A 21,731-nucleotide genomic window follows, 5' to 3' on the forward strand; every position below is an offset into this window, starting at 1 on the left:
ATTTGAAAGGAACTGCCATGAAAGCCATCGCCCTGACTCACTACCTGCCAAGCGATCACCCCCACTGCTTCATCGAGGCCAATCTGCCCGCCCCGACGCCGGGCCCACGCGACCTGCTGGTGCGAGTCAACGCCACCTCCGTCAACCCGGTCGACACCAAGGTGCGCGCCCCCAAGGAGAAAGTAGAGAGCAGCCCCCGCGTGCTGGGTTGGGATGCCGTGGGCGAGGTTGTCGCCGTCGGCAGCGAGGTAACCCTGTTCAAGGCGGGCGACAGAGTCTGGTACGCCGGTGACATCAGCCGCCCCGGCAGCAATAGCGCTCTGCAACTGGTGGATGAACGCATCGCTGCCCTCGCCCCCACAACTCTGAGCGACGTGGAGGCCGCCGCCCTGCCGCTGACCGCCATCACCGCCTGGGAGGCCCTGTTCGAGCGCCTTGGCCTCACTCGCGAGAGCACAGGCCGGCTGCTCATCATCGGCGGCGCTGGCGGGGTGGGTTCCATCGCCATTCAGCTGGCCCGCCAGCTCACCGGCATGGAAGTGATCACTACCGCCTCCCGCCCCGAGACTCGCGACTGGTGCCAGCAGATGGGGGCCCATCAGGTGGTGAGTCATCATAGCCTGTCATCGGATCTGGCCGACCTTGGCATCGATCAGGTAGACGCCATCTTCTGTACCAATGCCACCGAGCAGCACTGGCAGGCCATGGCAACGCTCATTCGCCCGTTCGGTCACATCTGTACCATTGCCGAATCGAAAGATCCCTGGGATCTCTCCCTGCTCAAGAGCAAGAGCGTCACCTTCAGTCAGGAGTTCATGTTTACCCGTTCCCTGTTCCAGACCCCGGACATGATCGAGCAGCACAGGCTGCTGCAACAGGTTGCTACCCTGGTGGATCAGGGCGTGCTGAAGAGCACTCTGACCCGCACGCTGCCCGAACTGACACCGGCCACCCTGGCCCGGGCCCATGCCGAGCTGGAAGCCGGCCGCATGATGGGCAAGCTGGTGATCGATATGAGCGGCTTCTAATCCCTTGGAGGTAAAAAATGCACCAAGCTGGGGTATTTTCACCAACGGCAAGCCCCATCAAGGCACAGGGCCGGTCGGTTGCCCGGCAATCAGGCGCGACATGATTGAAGAGATGACATAAAAAAGGGGCCATTCCGTCGGAATGGCCCTAAATACCTGAACATTGGGGTAACAATCACACACACATCCTTTGCAGGACAGATTGGCTTTTGCAGCTTGTGTGCCAAAACGCCGTTTATTGCAGACTTTTCCCTCTCTCCGACTATTCAAAGCCCCATGCCACTCTCACGCCATCGGTTTGAAACAAAAAAAAAGCCACCCGAAGGTGGCCAAGCAATGACGGAACTTTCCTAGAGCAAAGCATTCAGCGGGAACAGGTTGCTTCCCGTCACCCATTGGGGAATACATTAACCATGCCAACTCGGCAAAGTTGCCATGCTCCACCACACCCCATGGGCAAACCACGACAGCAAAGCCCCATGATGGTAGAATCCCGCGGTTTCACATTTATGAAGAGTCGACGCCATGCCCTGGATACAAATTCGAATCAACGCCACTGCCAAGACCGCAGACAAGGTGAGCAACATGCTGCTGGGGCGTGGTGCCCAGGCGGTGACCTTTATGGATGCCAAGGATGTGCCTGTCTATGAACCCATGCCCGGCGAAACCCCGCTGTGGGGCGAGACCGAGGTGATGGGTCTGTTCGACGCCGAAACCGATCCGGCCCCCACCATCGCCTTCTTCCAGCAGATCTTCGGCGAGAACGTCGGCTACAAGGTCGAGCAGCTGGAAGACAAAGACTGGGTACGCGAGTGGATGGATCACTTCCACCCTATGCAGTTTGGCGAGCGGCTGTGGATCTGCCCGAGCTGGCGCGATGTGCCGGACCCCGAGGCGGTCAACGTCATGCTGGATCCGGGTCTGGCGTTCGGTACCGGTACCCACCCCACCACGGCCCTCTGCCTGCAGTGGCTGGACGGGCTGGATCTGGCCAGCAAAACCGTGGTGGATTTTGGCTGCGGTTCCGGCATTCTCGGCATCGCCGCCCTGAAACTCGGCGCCGCCCGGGTGATCGGCATCGACATCGATCCGCAGGCGATCCAGGCCAGCCGTGACAACGCCGAGCGCAACGGCGTAGCAGGCCAGATCGAGCTCTACCTGCCCGCCGAGCAGCCGGAAGGGCTGCTGGCCGACGTGGTGGTCGCCAACATCCTGGCCGGCCCGCTGCGTGAGCTGGCCCCGTTGATCGCGGGTCTGGGCAAACCGGACAGCCTGATGGCCCTCTCCGGCGTGCTGGAGAGCCAGGCCTCCGAGCTGGAAACCATCTACGGCCAGTGGTTCAAGATGGACCCGACAGCGGTGAAAGAGGAGTGGTGCCGCCTATCCGGCCGCAAACACGGCTGATAGCGAAAAGGCAGCATGACGACGACAAGGGCACCTTCGGGTGCCCTTGTTCTATTTGCTCGCCTGCTCGCCCCGTTTATCCACTCGCAATGCTGCTTCACACACCAGGACCAGGGAAAAACTTCATCGCGCAGATGGCGTGGAGAGAGGCGGATATCAGGCCATGAGAATTGCCAGAACACGGCTGAAAACACCATAAAAATAAAGCCCAATGTCACGAGGACGTTGGGCTGTTTAAAAAGGTGCTACGGAATTGCGACTCTCATCGCAGAAAAATTAGAAGGGATGCCCTTCTAAACTGGCAGGGGGATATTAATGGATGCGCAAACGTTTTACATAGCTAAATACACCAGGATTGAGAGGCGTATCTCACTATTTAAAAAATTCCCTGCTACGGCCCGTCATCCCGATCTGCCCCCATTTATTTTCAGTGGCCACTCTGGTTACTATCCGGAGTTTGCCAAAAAAAGCCCTGATGGATCAGGGCTTTGTCCGAGACTATCGAAGCAGAGTCAGCGACTCAGAAACGGCGGACATACTCGCCGAGGGGTAATTCACGCAGCTTGCGCGCCTCCAGCATGGGAGTGCCGAGATAGAGGAAGCCCACCAGCTGATCCTCTGCCCCCAGCCCCAATCCCTGGTTGATCTGCTCATCGAAGATGAACCAGCCGGAGCGCCAGATGCCGTTGAATCCCTGCGCCTGAGCCGCCATCTGCATCGCCATCAGGGCGCAACCGGCGGAGAGCTCCTGCTCCAGTTTCGGCACCTTGGGGTGTTCCTGATAACGGGTCGCGACGGCAACCACCAGCGGGGCCCTCAGCGGCGCCTCCTGACACTTCCTGATGCTCTCTTCATCTTCACCCCGGCGGCGGGCAGCCTCTCCCAGCAGGGTACCGAGCCGCTCGCGCCCTTCCCCTTCAAACAGGATGAACTGCCAGGGGGTTAGGGTACCGTGATCCGGCGCCCGCAGCCCGGCCTTGAGAATATTGTCGAGCACCTCGCCGGCGGGAGCCGGCTCGGCCAGACGGCCACAGGAGTGGCGATTGAGCAACAGGGTAAGGGCATCCATGGGCAGTTCCTTGTCTGGGGCTATGATGGCGCTACCTTAGCACAGCGCCGAATGAAGAAAACCCCTGATGCTCAGGGGTTTATGACGTGACCAAAGTGCCTGCTACCTAGATGACGGCAGCCAGCTCCGCCCCCTGACGGATCGCCCGCTTGGCATCGAGCTCCGCCGCCACATCGGCGCCGCCTATGATGTGTACCGGTTTGCCGGCGGCCTGCAGGCCGACTTGCAGCTCCTTGAGCGGCTCCTGTCCGGCACAGATGATCACCTGATCCACCGGCAGACACTGCTGCTTGTCACCCACCTGAATATGGAGACCCTCGTCGTCGATACGCAGGTACTGCACCCCGGAGAGCATCTGCACCTTGCGGTTCTTCAAGACGGTGCGGTGGATCCAGCCGGTGGTCTTGCCAAGGCCGTCACCCACCTTGCTCTCCTTGCGCTGGAGCAGCCAGATCTGGCGCTCGGGGGCGTCGACTTCCGGGGTCGTCAAGCCACCGCGCTCGGCAAGCTGCTTGTCGATGCCCCACTCCTTGAGCCAGTGGTCACGACGAAGATCCCCGTCCCCGTCGGATTTCTGCACTTCCCTTTTCTCCACCAGGTATTCGGCCACATCGAAACCGATGCCGCCGGCACCGATCACCGCCACCTTCTCACCCACCGGCTTGTGATCGCGCAGCACGTCCAGGTAGCTCAGCACCTTGGGATGCTCGATGCCCGGAATATTGGGGGTGCGCGGACGAATGCCGGTGGCGAGGATCACCTCGTCAAAGCCGCCGCCCAAGAGGCTCTCGGCGCTCTGGCGCTGGCCGAGATAAAGCTCGACGCCGCACTTCTCCAGCCGTTTGGCAAAATAACGCAGGGTCTCGTGAAACTCCTCCTTGCCCGGGATCTGCTTGGCGAAGTTGAACTGGCCGCCTATCTCGCTCGCCTGATCGAACAGGCTCACCTGATGGCCGCGCTCGGCGGCGTAACAGGCAAACGCCAGGCCCGCTGGGCCGGCTCCCACCACCGCCAGCTTCTTGGGCTGGGGCACCCGGCCGAAAGTGAGCTCGGTCTCGAAACAAGCGCGCGGATTGACCAGGCAGGAGGCGCGCTTCTGCTTGAAGATGTGGTCGAGGCAGGCCTGGTTGCAGGCGATGCAGGTGTTGATCTCGTCTGCTCTGTCTTCGGCGGCCTTGATGACGAACTCGGGATCGGCCAGGAAGGGGCGCGCCATGGAGACCATATCCGCGTCCCCCTGCGCAAGGATGCGTTCGGCCACCTCCGGGGTGTTGATGCGGTTGGTGGTGATAAGCGGCACTCTCAGATGTTTCTTGAGCTCCGCCGTCACCCAGCTGAAGGCGCCGCGCGGCACGCTGGTGGCGATGGTGGGCACCCGCGCCTCGTGCCAGCCGATGCCGGTGTTGATCAGGGTCACCCCCACCTGCTCCAGCGCCTGACCGAGGGCTATAACCTCTTCCAGGGTCGAGCCCTGCTCCACCAGATCCAGCATGGAGAGGCGGAAGATAATGATGAAATCCGGGCCGACCCGCTCGCGGATGGCACGCACTATCTCCACCGGGAAACGCATCCGGTTTTCGCTGCTGCCACCCCAGCCATCGGTACGCTTGTTGGTGCGCTCGCAAATGAACTGGTTGATGAGATAGCCTTCCGATCCCATCACCTCGACCCCGTCATAACCTGCCGCCCTGGCGAGCGCGGCGGTGGCGGCGAAGTCGCGGATGGTGCCGCGGATCTGCCGCTCGCTCATGGCGCGCGGCTTGAACGGGGAGATGGGAGCCTTGAGGGCACTCGGTGCCAGGCTGAAGGGGTGATAGGCGTAACGGCCGGCATGGAGGATCTGCAGCGCTATCTTGCCCCCCTCCTGATGGACCGCCCGGGTCACCTTCTTGTGTTTGGCAACCTGCCAGGGAAAGCTCAGCTGGGAACCGTGAGGCACCAGGCGCCCACGCAGGTTGGGGGCGATACCGCCGGTCACGATGAGGCCGACCCCGCCACGGGCGCGTTCGCCATAGAAGGCGGCCAGCTTGTCAAAGCCCCCTTTCTCCTCTTCGAGGCCGGTGTGCATCGAACCCATCAATACCCTGTTGCGCAATTGGGTAAAGCCGAGATCGAGCGGGGTCAGCAGGGTTGGATAACGACTCACAGGGCCTCCAGTTAATTTTTTGTTATCAATGTGGAGCTAGAGTAAAGAATCGAAAATTCTTTTTCAAACAAATGTTTGGACAATTTTTCAGCGCACAGCCGTGTCCTGAATCCCGGGCGCCGGATCCACCAGCCGGAAATGGCAATTTCGCCCCCAACTGGTTAATAATGGCCCCTCCTCCCCCATTAACAGGGCGATAACGCGACTATGTCTATTTTCAAAGGCCTGGGCTGGTTGTTCCGCAGCCTGTGGCGTCTGCTCAACTTCACCCGCCTGATGCTGGTCAATCTGCTGTTTCTGCTGGTCGTGCTGGTCATCGTCGTCAGCTTCGGCCAGAAAGAGGCTCCGGTGGCCCCCATCGAAGGGGCGCTCACTCTCAACCTCAACGGCGTGCTGGTCGAGCAGCGTTCCCAGACAGACCCCACTGTGCAGCTGCTGCGCCAGATGGACAGCAGCGACGAGCAGCCGAGCGAGATCGTGCTCTCCGATCTGCTGTGGGCCATTCACAACGCCAAGGATGACGATCGCATCAAGGCGCTGGTGATCAAGCCACAGGGACTGCAGGGCGCCAGCTTCTCCAAATTGCAGGAGGTGGCAAGCGCCATCGATGCCTTCAAGGAGAGCGGCAAGCCGGTCATCGCCATGGCCGACTTCTATACCCAGGGGCAATACCTGCTGGCGGCTCACGCCGACCACGTGCTGCTCAACCAGAGTGGCGCCGTGGTGATCGAGGGCCTGGGCGTCTACCAGACCTACTTCAAGTCGGCGCTGGAGAAACTCAACATCACCCCCCATGTGTTCAAGGTCGGTACCTACAAATCCTTCGTCGAACCCTACACCCGGGATGACATGTCCCCCGAGAGCAAGGAGGCGAACCAGCGCTGGCTGGATCAGCTGTGGCAATCCTATGTTGCCGACGTGGCCAACCAGCGGGAGATAGACTCGGAGATCGTGGCTCCGGGCAAAGAGCGCTTCCTCGAACTGCTGCGCAAGGCCGGTGGCAACGCCGCCAACTACGCCCTCGACAACGGCCTGGTGGATCAGCTCGCCACCCGTGACGAGATGACCCAGGCGGTGATCAAGGAGGTGGGAGAAGACGAGGATCACGGCTGGAAAGGGGTCGGCCTCAAGGAGTATCTGGCCGCCATTCCCGAGCAATATCCCCAGAGCGGCAAGGACGAAGTAGGCCTCATCGTCGCCAGCGGCGCCATCATGGACGGCATGCAACCCGCCGGCACCATAGGTGGGGACAGCCTCTCCGAGTTGCTGGCCGATGCCCGCCGCGATGACAAAGTGAAGGCCGTGGTATTGCGGGTCGACAGCCCCGGCGGCAGCGCCTTCGCCGCCGAGCAGATCCGCGCCGAATTGCTGGCCCTGAAACAGGCTGGCAAGCCGGTAGTGATCTCCATGGGCAGCTACGCCGCCTCCGGTGGCTACTGGATCTCCGCCGATGCGGACAAGATCTTCGCCTCCCCCACCACCCTCACCGGCTCCATCGGGGTGTTCGGCATGTTTGCCACCATCGACAAGGCACTCTCCCAGTACGGGGTGCATACCGATGGCGTCGGCACCACGGATTACGTCGGCGTCGGTCTGACCCGAGCCCTGCCCGAGCACGTCAGCCAGGCCATCCAGCTGAGTGTGGAGGATACCTACCAGCGCTTCGTCGATCTGGTGGGCAAGGGGCGCGGTCTGAGCCCGGAAGAGGCAGAAAAAGCCGCCGAAGGGCGAGTCTGGACCGGTGAGGATGCCAAGGCACTGGGTCTGGTGGACGAGTTCGGCAACCTCGACGATGCCCTCAAGGCCGCCGCCGACCTCGCCAATCTCAAGGAGTGGCAGGTAAGCCCCATCGAGCAGGAAGAGTCAGCCAGGGACAAGTTCCTGCGCCAGCTGTTCGACAGCAGCGCCCAGGCGCTGGCACCGTACCTGCAAAGCTGGCTGCCAGCCGGATTTGGCAAGGCCATGGTGGAGGTGAAGCGTAACCTGGATCCCCTCACCCGCTTCAACGATCCGCAGGGCACCTACGCCTTCTGCCCGGTCTGCGTGCAGTAACCCCAATTGATGGCGCTCAGACGCCAGCCATAAAAAACGGCGACCATCTGGTCGCCGTTTTCGTTAGCCTGCCTGGGCCTTCTTGAAAGGCACAGAACTCATCAGGGATTGAGGCGGGTCGGCATGCCGCTGCGCTGCTCCAGCACCTGCTTGACCACATTGGAGTCAGAGTCGGCGTGGGCGATGAAGCGGGTAGTGGCCGGGGTCATGGGCAGCGGCACGGCGGCGGTGGAGTTGAACTCCTCCTCGGTGCGCGACAGCGGCTCGTGCACTTCCATGTAGCGACCGCCATCCGGCTCGACCGTGGTCTTGACCGGCTGGTTGACGAACTGGACGCGGGTGCCGACCGGCACGTGGTCGAACAGGTATTTGATATCGTCGGCGCGCAGACGGACGCAGCCGCTGCTCACCCGCAGACCGATGCCGAAGGTGGCATTGGTGCCGTGGATGGCGTAGAGGTTGCCGATATAGAGGGCGTGCAGACCCATGGGGTTGTCAGGACCGGCCGGCCAGACCGCAGGCAGGGTCTTGCCCTGGGCGGCGTAGCGGCGACGGATGTTCTCGGTCGGGGTCCAGGTCGGGTTGGCGCGCTTGCGCTCCACCTTGGTGATCCAGTTCTCCGGGGTGTTAACCCCCAGCTGGCCGATGCCGATGGGCAGCACCTGCACCACGTTCTTGCCTTTCGGGTAGTAATAGAGGCGCATCTCGGCCACGTTGATGACGATCCCTTCGCGGGGTGCATTGGGCAGGATCAGCTGATGGGGAATGATCAGGGTGCTGCCTGCCTTGGGCAGGTAGGGATCGACCCCGGGGTTGGCTTCCATGATGTTGGTCAGACCCAACTGGAAGTCAGAGGCGATCTGCTCCAGCGGACGGTTGTCCGCGGGCACCACATATTCCTGGTTCTCGCCGATCAGACGGCTGTTGGCCGCAGGCAGACGGTACTCGACGGCGGCGGCCTGTTGGCTGACCAGTGCGAGTGTGCATAAAAGGGCCGAAGCGGCAGTGCGAAGGGGATTCATAAAATTCCTGTATGGTTTCCTGTACCAATGGGCCGACGGCCCTGTCATCCTCGGTCTGCCGGTGGCGGGTCAACCTGCACCACAGGCCAATAACCGAGCGCGCATTCTTTCCTGTGTCGGCCAAAATTTCAACTTCGACGTAACGCTTTTACCATCAAAATCAGCCGACAGACCGCCATCGGGGGAGATCCTCTCCCCTGCCAGAGTGCCCACGCCACCATGAGCAAAAGATGAACAGCCTGAATTGCCCCTCCCAGTGTTGTACGCTCCCGTTGCCGCAATCCATCCTCATCGGCTAACGGGCTGCACGCCATATGGCCAGCCAGTCTCGGGCCAGCAACCAGCGACCATAAAAAAACCGCTCCGAGGAGCGGTCAATGGAGCCACCAGGCAACCATAAAAGGGACTACGGGTTGTGTTGTCATTGGTATTGCTGTGTCACGCTCACTACTGCACCGTGGCGTCCGTGGCACCGGTCTGCTCCTTGAGGAAAGTAATCCAGGGAGAGGCGCGGCCGCTGACATTGCCATTCTGGGCTGCCTGGGTGAAGGCATTGAGCGCCTCTTTCGGTTTTTGCTGCTCGAAATAGGCAATCCCGCTCAGGAACTTCAGATCGGCGCGCTGCTCGCCACTGGCATTCGCCGCAGGTTTGGCAGCCAGTGCTACCAAGTCCTGATAGCGCTTGCTCTGGATCATCATGCGCGCCATTTTCAACTGCAGCTCGGCGCTGGGGGCCAACCGGTAGCTCTTGGCCAGCGTATCGATGGCCGGATCCAGCTCCTTGGCCTGATGCCAGTAGTTGGCCAGCGTCTTGTAGTTGCCGGCGCTCGCCTCAATCGCCCCCTCCTTCATCCCCTTCTCCATCACCCGGGCGGCGCGATGGGGAATGCCGACAAAGGCCAGGTAATTGGCCAGCCGCTGCAGCTCGGTTGCCTCGGTCAGCATGCCGAGGTTGTAGGCCGACTCCAGCGCCGCCAGCGCCTTGCCATCATTGCCCGCCTGCATGTGCATGGCCGACAGCTGGGTCCAGTACTTCTTCTTCTCCGGGAACATGTTGACCAGGGTAGTCAGCACCTCGGTGGCTGGCTTGTACTGCTTGAGCTCGTAGTGGGCCCCCATCTTGAGCAGGTACCAGGACTCCGGTGCCTTGCCCGCCGACAGCCTGATCGCCTGATCCACCGCAGGGATCGCCTCCCGGTACTGCTTGAGCTGCACATGGGCGTTGGCCAGGGTGATGTAGGCGTGGGCGTTTGGCTTGTCATCCTTGCCCTGGTTGGCAAACCACTCCTTCATGGTCTTTACCGAACCCTGAAAGTTGCCCTCAGCCATATAAAGCTGGGCCAGGTTGTAGCGCACCTGCTGGGCCACCACGGGCGGCAGGCCGCCGGTGGCGATGGCATCGGCGAAGTATTTGGTCGCCTGACCATACTTCTCCTGCTGCGCGGCCACGAAGCCGAGGGTTTGCAGAATAACCCCCTTGTCGTAGACCCGCTCACCGGTACCGGACAAGGCCTCCTGCAACTTGGCATTGGCATCGCCATAGCGTTTCTCGGTGATCAGCTCCTGCGCCTTGTTGACCGCACGATAGGCTCGATCCGACAGGGTCGGCTGCTCGGCGGCCCAACTGGCGGTGCTGAGCAGCACCGCCATGGCGACCGGGGCGAGGATCATCTTGTGTAACTTGTTCATCGCCACCTTCCTTAGTTGACCGCGAACTCGATTTCTTGCTGCATCCGGGAAGCCTGCGGCTTGCCATCCACCATGGCCGGTTTGAACGTCCACTTGGCGATGGTCTTGCGCGCCTCCTTGCCAAGGTCATAGCTGCGCGGCTCTTCCTTCACGATCCGCACGTTGCTGACGGTGCCGCGCTCGGTCACGGTGAACTCCACCAGCACCTTGCCGGAAGCGAGCCCGGCCAGCGCCGCCTTGCGGGGCATCATGGGTTCGAACGTTGCCAGGGGAATGGCACCGTTGTTGCCACCGATCCCGCCACCACCGCCGCCCGTGCTGTAGGCACCGAGGGCATTGCCGCCGCCGATGTTGACCGGGATGTCGAGCTTGGGCATGTCCATGGGCGCGCTCTCCATCTTCGGTCTGTCCGTGCTTGCCACCTCCATTTCAGGCGGGGGGGGCGGACGCTTCGGGGGCGGCGGTTTGGGCAGCTCCCTCTGTTTCTCTTGCAGGGTCTCATCGGGCTTGATGCGGATGAAGTCGGTCATGGTGACGTCATCCTTCTCCGTCAACTCCCGGTGATCCGGTGTGATCAGCTTGTTCATTCCCAAAAACAGAAAGAACACCACCACACAGGAGACCGCCAACGATATCAGGTATCTCATAGGTCTCTCTCCGGCATCAGCTGCTCTTGTCGGCAGCGATGGAGATGTTCTGGACACCGGCCATGCGGATCTGATCCATGACCTGCACCACCAGACCGGAACGGGATTCGCTGTCGGCCTGGATCACCACGGCGCTCTCCGGGTTCTCCGCCCGCAGCCGCTCGATGTTTGCGCGCACAGCACCAACTTCCACCACTCGCTTGTCGACCCAGACCTGGCCATTTTCCCGTACCGCAACCATGATGTTGCCCTTCTTCACCGTCTCGGCCGTGTTGGCACTGGGACGGTTGATCTCGACACCGGACTCCTTGACGAACGAGGTGGTCACGATGAAGAAGATCAGCATGATGAACACTATGTCCAGCATGGGGGTCAGATCGATGGCCGCCTCGTCAGCACCGCTGTCGCTGTGACGTTTTCTCATGGCAAAAACTCCTTGCTTGTTCTGAGCCTCCGACAGGTCCGGCCTGACCGGAGGCGTGCATCCTGCATCAACCGTGTTTCAGGTTGTCTTCCAGCTTCTCGACCGCCAGCTTGGCCTTGTGATCGAGCTGGTTTACAAAAAACAGACCGGAAAGGGCGGCAACCATGCCCGCCATGGTCGGCACCGTAGCCTTGGAGATCCCCGAGGCCATGGCGCGCGGCGAACCGGTACCGGTCACGGCCAGGGTGTCGAACACCTGGACCATGCCGACCACGGTGCCGAGCAGCCCCATCAGCGGACAGAGGGCGATCAGCACCTTGATGATCGGCATCCCCTTGTCCACCGCCATGGCCACCCTTGAGACCAGCTCGCGCCGGATCTGCCTGGCAGACCAGGAGAGGTGATCGCTGCGGGCCAGCCAGGTCGCCTTGGTCTGCTTCACCTGCTTGGGGTAGACGGCGATGAAGTAGAACCAGCGCTCCAGCAACAGGGCCCACATCATCAGGGTCAGGAAGAACAGGGCGACCAGCACGTCGCCCCCCAATCCCAGAAACCGGCGGACCGACTCGACTTCTTCAATCAACCAGAACCACATGGATGACTCCTTAGGCTGCTGCCTTGGCAGAGTGCAGACGCTCCTGATAACGGGCGACGAAACCGGCACTCTGCTCTTCCAGTACCTGGATCAGGCGACGGCTCTGGGTCTGCACCAGGGTGTAGAGGAACAGCATGGGCACGGCCACGACCAGACCCTGCATGGTGGTCACCAGGGCTTCGGAAATACCGCCGGCCATCAGCTTGGGATCGCCGGTACCGAACAAGGTGATGGCCTGGAAGGTGGCGATCATCCCGACTACGGTACCCAGCAGACCCAGCAGCGGAGCGACCGAGGCGATCAGCTTGATGATGCTGATGCCCTTCTCGAACTTGGGTACGTTGCGCAGGATGATCTCGTCGAGCTTGGACTCCAGATCCTCGATGTTGTCACCACGGTGCGCCTGATAGGCCCCCAGCATGTCACCGATGGGGTTGCCCTTGATCACCTGATCGGATTTCAGCTGCTTGCGCATGGAAGAGCCGATCAGCGAAAGGCGGATGCCACAGAAGATGGCCAGCAAGGTACCGATGACCCCGAGTGCGAGGATCACATAACCCACAGTGCCACCCTGATCGATACGCTCCTTCAGGGTCGGCGACTGCACCAGCAGGGAGAGGATCACGCCACGGGACGGGTCGATAAAGACAGGCTTGACCCCTTCACCACCCGCTTCAAACTCGGCGAGCGGTGCCAGCACGCTCTTCTCCGGTTGGCGGGAGAGTTGCTCGAACTTGCCGGTTTCCGGCACGAAGGTCAGGTAGTTGCCTTCGGAGACAGTGTTGAACTCGCCGATCTGGGTGACCGTCTTCTCGGCCTGATTGCCCTCGCCGTAAACCACGGTCGCCGGGATCTGGCTCACCTTGCCGCCATCGACCATGCGGCCGAGAGTGGTGGTCCAGAAGGCTTCCAGATCATCGCTGGAGGGAAGCTCCTTGCTCTCGGCCAGACGGGTCAGCAGTACCGCCTGCTCCGGATGTTCCACCCGGCGGGCGGAGGCGTTGAAGATCCCCTTGAACTCGCCGGCGAACTGGCGCAGTACGCCGAACATCTCGCCCATGTTGCCGGAGCGCTGGCGCAGGGTCTCGGTCAGTTCGGTCAGCTGCTTGTCGTTGGCATCAAAGGTCGCCTTGAGCTGTTCGCCCTTGGCTGTCTCGGCTGCCAGCTCCGCCTTGGCCTTGGCCAGCAGGGCGGCCTGCTCGTTCTTGTCAGCCAGGAAGCGGGCTTCCCGCTCCTTGTTGAGCTGGGATTCGCTTAAGCTGGAGGCTTTCACCTGGTTCAGCAGCGCATTGAGATCCACCGGCTTTTCGACGGCAGTCACCGGCAATGTGATCAGGGTGGCTCCCGCAATCAGGGAGGCGATGGCAAGTTTGATTCCTTTCATGATGCTTTCTCCGCAGTGTGAACCGGCAGCTTGATAAGCGCAGGAGGCGCCTGCTTCTTGGCAATACGCAAGCCATGTTCAACCGCACTGCGATACTCTTGGGGCAACTCTTCCCATTGACGGGTCTGCTTGTTCCACATGCCGGTTTCCTGGCCATCCGGAGACTGATAAAGGAGGGCGATGCGACCGACGCGCAGGAACTCGTAGGTCTTCTCGCTACCATCCTTGTCCAGGCTCGCCTTGTAGGCCTCGATGGTGCGGCTGAAGCTCTCCTCGATCTGGTAGGCCTCCAGGATCTTGCGGTACTTCTCTGAGATGGTGACGTCGGCCCGGTTCATCAGGTCGGTCAGGGCGGCGACCCTGTCTTCACGCTCGACCTTCTGGAACGGCAGATCCAGGGAGACGAACTGTTCGAGGGAGTCGATCATCTTGAGCATCAGGGGCACCACTTCGGTGCTGGTCTGGTCGATCTGGGCGATCTGCTTTTGCATCGAGGCCAGCTCGCTGCTCTGGGACTCGACCATCTTGGCGACCTGCTCGTTGTAGGTGCGCAGGCTGTCGACCTGGCGCAGGGCCGCCTTGTATTGAGCCAGTGCGGACTCGGCGGACTCGGCGTAGTTGTCGATCTTCTGCTGGGAAACTTTGGATGCGTTGTCGGTGGCGGCTTGAGCGTCCACGGCCTGTCCGGCGGTGGCGGCACCCAGATTGAAGCTGGTCAACAAGGCGGCCGATACCAGGCTGCCAAGGAGCGCTTTCTTCATTGTAATGGTCCTTGTCTTCATAGGATTACCCTATCTCCGTAACTTCCTTGGACGTTGGGCACAGCCGGCCCGACCGGGCCGGCTGAGATGTTGTATCAACGGGGTTGATTAGAACTTCTGGGTGTAGTCGATGTAGTAGATGCGACCATCGATGCTGTAGAGGTCTTCGGTGTAGGTGAAGCCGTCGCTCGACAGGGAAGGTTCGCGGTTGAACATGTTCTTCACACCGGCCTGGATCTTGGCGTTCCAGCTGGTATCGACCGCCACGTTCAGGTTCCAGACAGTGTTGGAAGCGATGTGACCCTCTTCCTGACCGTCGACATAATCCTGACTCTGGGAGTCGATGTAGTTGGCGCTCAGGTAGGCATCAAGATTCCACCACTGCGGGAAGGTGGCACCGATCCCGGAGTTGAAGCGCAGCTCGGGCCGCTCGTTCCAACCCTTCTTGTCGATCATGGGGCCACCGGCGAACAGACCCTCTTCGTACTTCAGGATGTAAGTCCCGCCGAAGTCATAACGCATGGTGAAGACGTTGAAGTCGTACTTGTAATCCGCCTTGAAGTCGAGACCGCTGGTCTTGAGCTGACCCAGGTTGACCATGCCGGCATAGACCATCTCGACATCGCCATTGGCATCGCGAACGACGTTCGGGTTGCTGCCGGTGTTGAGCTCCTGATAGAACTGGGTCTGAGTGGTGGCCAGCTGGATCACGTCATCAATCTTGATGTAGTAGTAATCCAGCGAGAGGTTCAGGTTGTCCAGCGGGCTGTAGGCGGCACCAATGGTAAAGGTGTCGGCCGTCTCTTCTTTCAGCTGCTTGTTGGCCTGGCGGGTGGTGTCGTACTGCGACTCGGGGCAGTTGGCGACATTATTGGCCTGGCAACCCACATAATCCTTGGCAAAGTCAGCAGAGAAAGAGTCTGCCGCATACAGATCATCCAGTCCGGGTGCCCGGAAAGACTGGGACCAGGAGGTTCTGAACATCAGGTTGTCGAGCGGCTGATAGCGCAGGCTGGCCTTGGGCGAGAAGGCGCTGCCAAAGTCGCTGTACTTGTCATAGCGACCGGCCAGGTTCAGCTCGATCTGCTCGGTGATGGGGATCAGGGTTTCGATATAGGTGGCAAACACATCGCGCACCCCGGAACCCGAGTTGCCGGAGGAGCCCAGGACGTTGCCCGCCTCGGACTGGCTGTCATAGGTATCGGAGTAGACCCAGTCGTTATACTCGGCCCCCAGATACCAGCTCACGGGACCGGCGGGCAGTTCGCCCATCTCCCAGCCCAGACCACCGTACCACTGGAAGAAATCCATCTTGGAGGTGCGGCTGGTGTCGTAGGAGAGATCGTTGGTCGCGCTGTCAGAGAAGCTGCCATTGACGAAATTGCCGCTGTTGACCTGGGTCTGGACCGCAGGCTCCAGCACGTAACCGCTACCCGAGCTCTTGTTGTCGGTCTTGGAGTACATGTAACCGGCGTTCCACTCCACATCCCCTACCGCTTCGGTCGGCAGTACGCCCTCGAAGCCCAGGTTCATGGAGCCGGTCAGGTCGGTCACGTCATTGTCACGGGGACCCACGTTGTTGAAGCGGTAGTAAACGGTGGCTTTTTCACCCACACCGGTGTTGAAACCATTGTCTGCCAGCACGGCATCGCCGCCAGTAGTGCCGCCGTTGACCGAGAAGACGCCCGCAGCCGGCGCAAAACGACCAAAGCTGGTGACACGGGAGCCAATCATCTGGGGAACGAAGTCCACGTTGTCGTTGATATGGTAACGACCGTTCACATAGACGGTGTCACGGGTACGGGACGCCGTCTTGGCGGCAACCTGGGCAAAGTCGAAGCGACAGGCCGTGCCCTTGGTCACAAAACCGGCACCAGTGCTTTCACAATCGATCCCGTCCAGGGTACGGGTGACCGTCTTGCCGGTCGCTGCATCTACGCCCTTGATATTGCGGCCATAGAGGCTGGGGGCCGAGGCGCCCTGCAATGCCAGATAGTCACGATCACGGTAGTAGATCACGTCCTTCACATCGTGCTCGTAGACCATCATCAGGGAGCCTTTCTCCCCCGTGATGCCGCTGACGATGGAGCCGCTCTGCTCATCACCACCCTCTTCGGTCGGTGAGCCGAAACGCCCCTGGAACATCAGGCCGTCGAAACCCTCTTTGAGGATCACGTTGATGACGCCACCGATGGCATCGGAGCCATAGAGCGCCGAGCCGCCGTCCAGGTTCACTTCAACCCGCTCGACGGCCGCCATGGGAATGGTGTTGAGGTTGATGGAAGTACCGCCCATGGTCGGTGAACCGGCGATCCGCTTGCCATTGAGCAACACCAGAGTACGGGTAGAGCCCAGGCCACGCAGACCGACAGTGCCCTGGGACTGATAGGAGTCACCAGACGAGGGAGAGTATCCACCAAAGGAGTTGTAGGAGGCCTGCTTCAGATAATCCGCCACGGTCTGCTGACCGGACTGTTCTATCTGGGCCTTGCTGACGGAGACAACCGGGGTGGCACCTTCGACATCGACACGGGAAATACGGGAGCCAGTGACTTTGATTTTCTGCAGTTTTTCAACGTTCTGCCCCTCTTCGGCAGATACGGACGGGGCCGCTGCAAGGCTCGCCAAGGCGAACGCAATCGCAGCAGAGATCCTGCTCTTCCTAAGCATCGCTTATATCCTTCCTGGTTGTTTATTGTTTGCTTCCTGATACCGCCCTCTTTGGAGCAGTGCGTAAGGCTTATCAATCTTTGACAGGTGACGTCAATGGAGGTGGGAGACACGAAAGAAAACCCAGCAATAAGACAGGTATCTTATTTAAACGGGATTTTTTTAGTGAATCATTCTGGTATTAGTTAAAAAAACAATGTAAATATTTTGTTAAAATGCGTATTTGGCGTTAAATTGAAGTTTCATGAACTTATTGAACAACATGCTGTCGCTATATATTTTGTTTTGAAACTATCGAATTAATCAGGATTAAACTCCATCACAAGACAGGTTGCCAAACGGCCGTCCTGGCTGGTATCAGAGATATAACAATATTGCTGGTATCGTTTACAAAGTAACGCATCAAAATATAAAAACATTAAAAATCAAAAAGATAAAATCAAACTACATGTATTGAAACGACTGTTTATAAAATTTCAAAAAATATTGAGACGCAGCGTTTTATGTCGATTTTATATTTCCAGATAAAAAGTGCCGTTTCCCGCCCGTTTTTGTCTCTGCATCTCATTTGTCCCGGTTTTGCATTTCCTTGTACTTGATTTTTGTTTCAGAGCTTTTACAGTGGCCGAGCGGATTGTCTGCTATTTGTCAGGCGATCCAGCGCGTAATGCCAGGAAGGACAGGCTGGCCACCGGATGTGACTAGCCACAAAAAAGAACAACAAGGACGAGGTTCCATCATGCTGTCGTACTTTCTACGCCGGATGCTTTTGATCATCCCGACGTTCCTCGGTATCACCCTGCTCGTCTTCACCATCACCCGTTTCGTGCCGGGCGGCCCGGTCGAACGCATGTTGCTGCAGGCACAGGTGTCGCAGAACGAAAGCGGTCGCTCCAGTGGCAGCAAGGGGGCCCAGGCGCTCTCTGACGAACAGATCGAGGAACTCAAGGCGTTCTACGGACTCGACAAGCCCATGCTGGTTGCCTATTGGGAGTGGCTGCAGAAGCTGGTGGTGCTGGATCTGGGGGAGTCGACCCGTTACTACGAGCCGGTGTGGGATCTCATCAAGGAGCGGCTACCGGTCACCGCCTTCTTCGGACTGGCGACCTTCTTGCTGAGCTACGCCGTCTCCATCCCGCTCGGGGTGGCCAAGGCGCTCAGGCACAACAGCCGCTTCGATTCGTTAAGTTCCATGCTCATCTACATGGCTTATGCATTACCTGCCTACGTGGTGGGGATCTTTCTCATCACCGTCTTCGCCTTCCATCTTGAGTGGCTGCCCATGGGGGGCTTCCCGGGGGACGATTTTGAATACATGGAGAGCAGCTGGGATCAGATCCGCACCGTCTTCGCCCACGCCCTGCTGCCGCTCATCGCCTACGCCATCGGGGATTTCGCCATCCTCACCATGACCATGAAGAACAGCCTGATGGAGAACCTGTCGGCGGATTACGTGCGCACCGCCGTGGCCAAAGGACTGCCATTTCGCAAGGCGGTCACCGATCACGCCATGCGCAACAGCCTGATCCCCATCGCCAGTCACCTGGGGTCAGTGCTCACCGTCTTTTTCGGGGGCTCCTTCCTCATCGAGACCATCTTCAACATCGACGGCATCGGCCTGCTCGGTTACGAGGCGATCGTCGAGCGGGATTACCCCACAGTGATGGGCATACTGGCCATCACCTCCATGCTGATGCTGGTGGGCAATATCGTCTCCGACATTTGTGTCGCTCTGGTCGATCCCCGCGTGCGGTTTGGAGAGTAATCATGAGCCAGAACTCTGTTGCCATGCCGATGCTGATGTCAGCCCATATCGTCTCCGACATCTGTGTCGCCCTGGTCGATCCCCGCGTGCGGTTTGGAGAGTGAGCATGAACCCTGTCACCTTGAAAAAACTTAAGCGTTTCAAATCGATAAAACGCGGCTACTACTCCTTTATCATCTTCACCACCCTGGTGGTGCTCTCCCTGCTGGCGGAGCTGCTGGTCAACAGCCGGGCGCTGATGGTGAGCTATCAGGGCCAGCTTTACTTCCCCACCTATGGCGACGTGATCCCGGGTCAGCACTTCGGGCTCGATTACGAGTACGAGACCAACTACCGCCAGTTGCAGACCAAGTTCGTGCAGGAAGGAAAAGGGGACTGGGTGCTGCTACCGCTGGTGCCCTGGAATCCTTACGAACAGGACTTCAAGGAGGATGCCTACCCGCCCTATGCCCCGAGCACGGCCGATCGTCACTTCCTCGGCACCGACACCAGCGGCCGCGACGTGCTGGCACGGCTGGTCTACGGCTTTCGCATCGCCATCGGCTTTGCCTTCATCGCCCTGGTGGCCAGCTACGCCATCGGGGTCACCATCGGCTGCATGATGGGTTTCCTCGGCGGACGCTTTGACCTGGTGCTGCAGCGCTTTATCGAGATCTGGTCCCAGGTGCCCTTCCTCTACGTCATCATGATCCTGGTGTCGCTGGCCAAACCGAACTTCGGCCTGTTTGTCGCCATCAACGTGCTGTTCGGCTGGATGGGCATCACCTGGTACATGCGCACCCTCACCTACAAGGAGCGGGCGCGGGACTATGTGATGGCGGCGCGGGCCCAGGGGGCGAGCACGGGGCGGATCATCTTCCACCACATCCTGCCCAATACCCTGATGATGATCGTCACCCTGGCGCCCTTTGCCGTAGTGGGCAATATCTCCACCCTGACGGCGCTGGACTATCTGGGCTTTGGCCTGGCACCACCGACCCCGAGCTGGGGGGAGCTGCTCTCCCAGGGCATCAACAACCTGGACGCTATCTGGATCGTGAGCTCGGTGGTGGCGGCGGTGAGCCTGGTGCTGATCATGGTCTCCTTTATCGGCGAGGCCATTCGCGAGGCGTTCGATCCGCGCAAATTTACCCGTTATCAGTGACAGGACGAGCCGCCACAGCGGGCGGCCACGGGTCACATGGATTAACTCGTTATCAATCAAGCCCCCGCAGTGGGGAATGACCAGGAAGTCAAACATGAACAATAAAATCAAATGGATAGGTGCACTTTTTCTGCTGGGGAACGGATCCTGGGGCTGGGCGGCCAGCCTGCCTGCGGATCTCAAGTGGGAGACCAACGACACGGATCCCGTGTTCGCCTCCCCCAAGGCGCTGCCAGGCGGCAGCATCACCATGTTTGTCGATAGCTTTCCGCTGACGTTTCGCACCGTCGGGCCCGACTCCAACGGCGCGTTTCGCTCCTTCATCTTGGACAACCAGCTGAGGCTCATCAGCTTCCACCCCAATACCGGCAACCCCATCCCGTCCCTCGCGAGCGCCTGGGCCATCGCGCCGGACAGCCAGACCGTCTACTTCAAGCTGGATCCGCGCGCCAAATGGTCGGACGGCAAGCCCGTCACCGCCGATGACTACACCTTCGGCTACGAGATGATGCGTTCCAAGGACATCAAGGGCCCCTGGTTCAACAACTACTACACCACCGAGGTGGTGGCGGTGGAGAAGATCGACGACCACACCATCCTGGTGAAGGCGGGCAGCCGCAAGGCCAGGCTGGATCTCCTCAACACCACAGAGCTGTGGCCCCAGCCCAAGCACTACTACAAGCTCGGCCCCAATTGGGTGAAGCAGTACAACTGGGCCGTGGTGCCCACCACGGGCCCTTACGTGATGACCGACGTGAAGAAGGGTAAATCCATCACCTTCAGCAAGCAGAAGGAGTGGTGGGCAAAGGACGATCGCTACAACCAGCACAGATTCAACCTCGACACCATCAAGGTGCAGGTGATCCGGGATCGCAATATCGCCTTTCGCCACTTCCTGAAAGGGGAGATAGACACCTTCGAGATGATCCTGCCGAACTGGTGGCACGAGAAGGCCGTCACCCCCGAGTACAAGAAGGGGTACGTGCAAAAGGTGATGGCCATGACCGACACCAAGCAGGGCGGGCAGGGAGTTCACCTCAACATCAGCACGCCCAAGCTGGCGGACATCAATGTGCGGCTCGGCATCCAGCACGCCTTCAACATCGACAAGATGATCGAAACCGTGCTGCGGGGCGACTACAACCGGGCCACCACCTTCGGCTCGGGCTTTGGCGAATTTACCAACATGACGCTGCCGGAGCGGACCTATGACATCGCCAAGGCACGCGACTACTTCGCCAAGGGGGGCTATAGCAAGCCGGGGCCGGACGGCATCCTGCAAAACGACAAGGGGGAGCGGCTGACCCTGGCCGTCACCTACACCAGTCAGGAGCACTCCAAGCGGCTGACCGTGCTGAAGGAAGAGGCCAAGAAGGCGGGGCTGGATCTGGAGCTCAACCTGGTGGATGGTGCCACCGGCTTCAAGGTGATGCTGGAGAAGAAACACGAGGCGGCCTGGATGGGCTGGGCTGGCGGGGGTCTCTATCCGCAATATTGGGAGTCGTTCCACTCGGCCAACGCCAACAAGCCGCAGACCAACAACCTGTTCAACGTGGCCGACAAGGAGCTGGATAACCTTATCGACGCCTATAACGTCGAATTCGACATGGGCAAGCGTGCGGAGATCTCCCGCCAGATCCAGCAGCGCATCTATGATCTCGCCATCTTCGTGCCCGGGGTCCAGCTCAACTATGTGCGGGCCAGCAGCTGGCGTTATGTGATGCTGCCCGAGGTGCCGGCCACCCGAAACACACCTGATCTGCTCTACTGGCCCATGGATGGCTATCCCCACAGCAGTGGCGGCCTGCTCTGGCTCGATCCCAAGGTGAAGGAAGAGACCCAGAAAGCCAGGGAGGCAGGGGAGGCGCTGACCCCCATTACGCAGACCGACAAGACCTATGCTCGTCATTGATGCCGCAGAGAAGGGAGCA

Annotated in this window: 16 protein-coding genes; 6 read left to right on the forward strand and 10 right to left on the reverse strand. The window is 59.9% G+C overall.

Features of this window, described 5'->3' with window-relative positions; genetic code table 11:
* The first annotated feature begins 17 nt into the window (after positions 1-17).
* Together ACB034_RS06085 and prmA are read left to right on the forward strand one after the other, a co-directional pair.
* Positions 18-1,028: a zinc-binding alcohol dehydrogenase family protein gene (locus ACB034_RS06085; protein WP_371172342.1), complete on the forward strand. Its 1,011-nt coding sequence runs from the start codon at positions 18-20 to the stop codon at positions 1,026-1,028.
* A 525-nt stretch (positions 1,029-1,553) separates the two neighbouring features.
* The gene (gene prmA, locus ACB034_RS06090) at positions 1,554-2,432 is read left to right on the forward strand and encodes a 50S ribosomal protein L11 methyltransferase (protein ID WP_371172343.1); all 879 of its coding nucleotides are present in this window, start codon (positions 1,554-1,556) and stop codon (positions 2,430-2,432) included.
* Between the two features lie 520 nt (positions 2,433-2,952).
* Here the strand turns inward: prmA and ACB034_RS06095 are convergent.
* Positions 2,953-3,501 (reverse strand): NAD(P)H nitroreductase, encoded by a 549-nt coding sequence (locus ACB034_RS06095; protein WP_026457242.1) that lies wholly within the window; start codon positions 3,499-3,501, stop codon positions 2,953-2,955.
* 106 nt (positions 3,502-3,607) lie between these two features.
* On the reverse strand, positions 3,608-5,647 hold the full coding sequence (locus ACB034_RS06100) for an FAD-dependent oxidoreductase (RefSeq protein WP_026457243.1): 2,040 nt from the start codon (positions 5,645-5,647) through the stop codon (positions 3,608-3,610).
* A gap of 207 nt (positions 5,648-5,854) precedes the next feature.
* Between ACB034_RS06100 and sppA the strand changes: the two genes are divergently transcribed.
* Entirely contained in the window at positions 5,855-7,699 is a 1,845-nt protein-coding gene (gene sppA, locus ACB034_RS06105) for a signal peptide peptidase SppA (RefSeq protein ID WP_371172344.1), read from the forward strand.
* A gap of 101 nt (positions 7,700-7,800) precedes the next feature.
* On the opposite strand, the gene ACB034_RS06110 is transcribed toward sppA, so the two are convergent.
* The 8 genes from ACB034_RS06110 to ACB034_RS06145 form a co-directional block, all read right to left on the reverse strand.
* Complete coding sequence (locus ACB034_RS06110; protein WP_225634154.1) at positions 7,801-8,721, reverse strand: L,D-transpeptidase family protein; 921 nt, start codon at positions 8,719-8,721, stop codon at positions 7,801-7,803.
* Positions 8,722-9,168: 447 nt separating this feature from the next.
* Positions 9,169-10,410 carry a lipopolysaccharide assembly protein LapB gene (locus ACB034_RS06115; protein WP_201940649.1) on the reverse strand — a complete coding sequence of 414 codons (1,242 nt, stop codon included), beginning with the start codon at positions 10,408-10,410 and terminating at the stop codon, positions 9,169-9,171.
* A gap of 11 nt (positions 10,411-10,421) precedes the next feature.
* On the reverse strand, positions 10,422-11,057 hold the full coding sequence (locus tag ACB034_RS06120; RefSeq protein ID WP_026457092.1) for an energy transducer TonB: 636 nt from the start codon (positions 11,055-11,057) through the stop codon (positions 10,422-10,424).
* Between the two features lie 16 nt (positions 11,058-11,073).
* Complete coding sequence (locus ACB034_RS06125; RefSeq protein ID WP_026457093.1) at positions 11,074-11,481, reverse strand: biopolymer transporter ExbD; 408 nt, start codon at positions 11,479-11,481, stop codon at positions 11,074-11,076.
* 67 nt (positions 11,482-11,548) lie between these two features.
* Positions 11,549-12,076, reverse strand: coding sequence for a MotA/TolQ/ExbB proton channel family protein (locus ACB034_RS06130; RefSeq protein WP_042073327.1), 528 nt, complete (start codon positions 12,074-12,076; stop codon positions 11,549-11,551).
* Positions 12,077-12,086: 10 nt separating this feature from the next.
* The gene (locus tag ACB034_RS06135; protein WP_371172345.1) at positions 12,087-13,460 is read right to left on the reverse strand and encodes a MotA/TolQ/ExbB proton channel family protein; all 1,374 of its coding nucleotides are present in this window, start codon (positions 13,458-13,460) and stop codon (positions 12,087-12,089) included.
* Positions 13,457-14,221, reverse strand: coding sequence for a DUF3450 domain-containing protein (locus tag ACB034_RS06140; protein ID WP_371172346.1), 765 nt, complete (start codon positions 14,219-14,221; stop codon positions 13,457-13,459). The genes ACB034_RS06135 and ACB034_RS06140 overlap by 4 nt, the downstream gene beginning before the upstream one ends.
* 108 nt (positions 14,222-14,329) lie before the next feature.
* A complete protein-coding gene (locus ACB034_RS06145; RefSeq protein ID WP_042073331.1) occupies positions 14,330-16,891 on the reverse strand; it encodes a TonB-dependent receptor in 2,562 nt (853 codons plus the stop codon).
* A gap of 739 nt (positions 16,892-17,630) precedes the next feature.
* Between ACB034_RS06145 and ACB034_RS06150 the strand changes: the two genes are divergently transcribed.
* The 3 genes from ACB034_RS06150 to ACB034_RS06160 all read left to right on the forward strand — a co-directional run bounded on the left by ACB034_RS06150 (position 17,631) and on the right by ACB034_RS06160 (position 21,712).
* Entirely contained in the window at positions 17,631-18,656 is a 1,026-nt protein-coding gene (locus ACB034_RS06150) for an ABC transporter permease subunit (RefSeq protein WP_047438175.1), read from the forward strand.
* Between the two features lie 100 nt (positions 18,657-18,756).
* A complete protein-coding gene (locus ACB034_RS06155; RefSeq protein WP_342010292.1) occupies positions 18,757-19,800 on the forward strand; it encodes an ABC transporter permease subunit in 1,044 nt (347 codons plus the stop codon).
* A 94-nt stretch (positions 19,801-19,894) separates the two neighbouring features.
* A complete protein-coding gene (locus ACB034_RS06160) occupies positions 19,895-21,712 on the forward strand; it encodes an extracellular solute-binding protein (protein ID WP_371172347.1) in 1,818 nt (605 codons plus the stop codon).
* Positions 21,713-21,731 lie beyond the last annotated feature (19 nt).

Source organism: Aeromonas sp. S18(2024) (assembly GCF_041402525.1).
GTDB lineage: Bacteria > Pseudomonadota > Gammaproteobacteria > Enterobacterales > Aeromonadaceae > Aeromonas > Aeromonas enteropelogenes.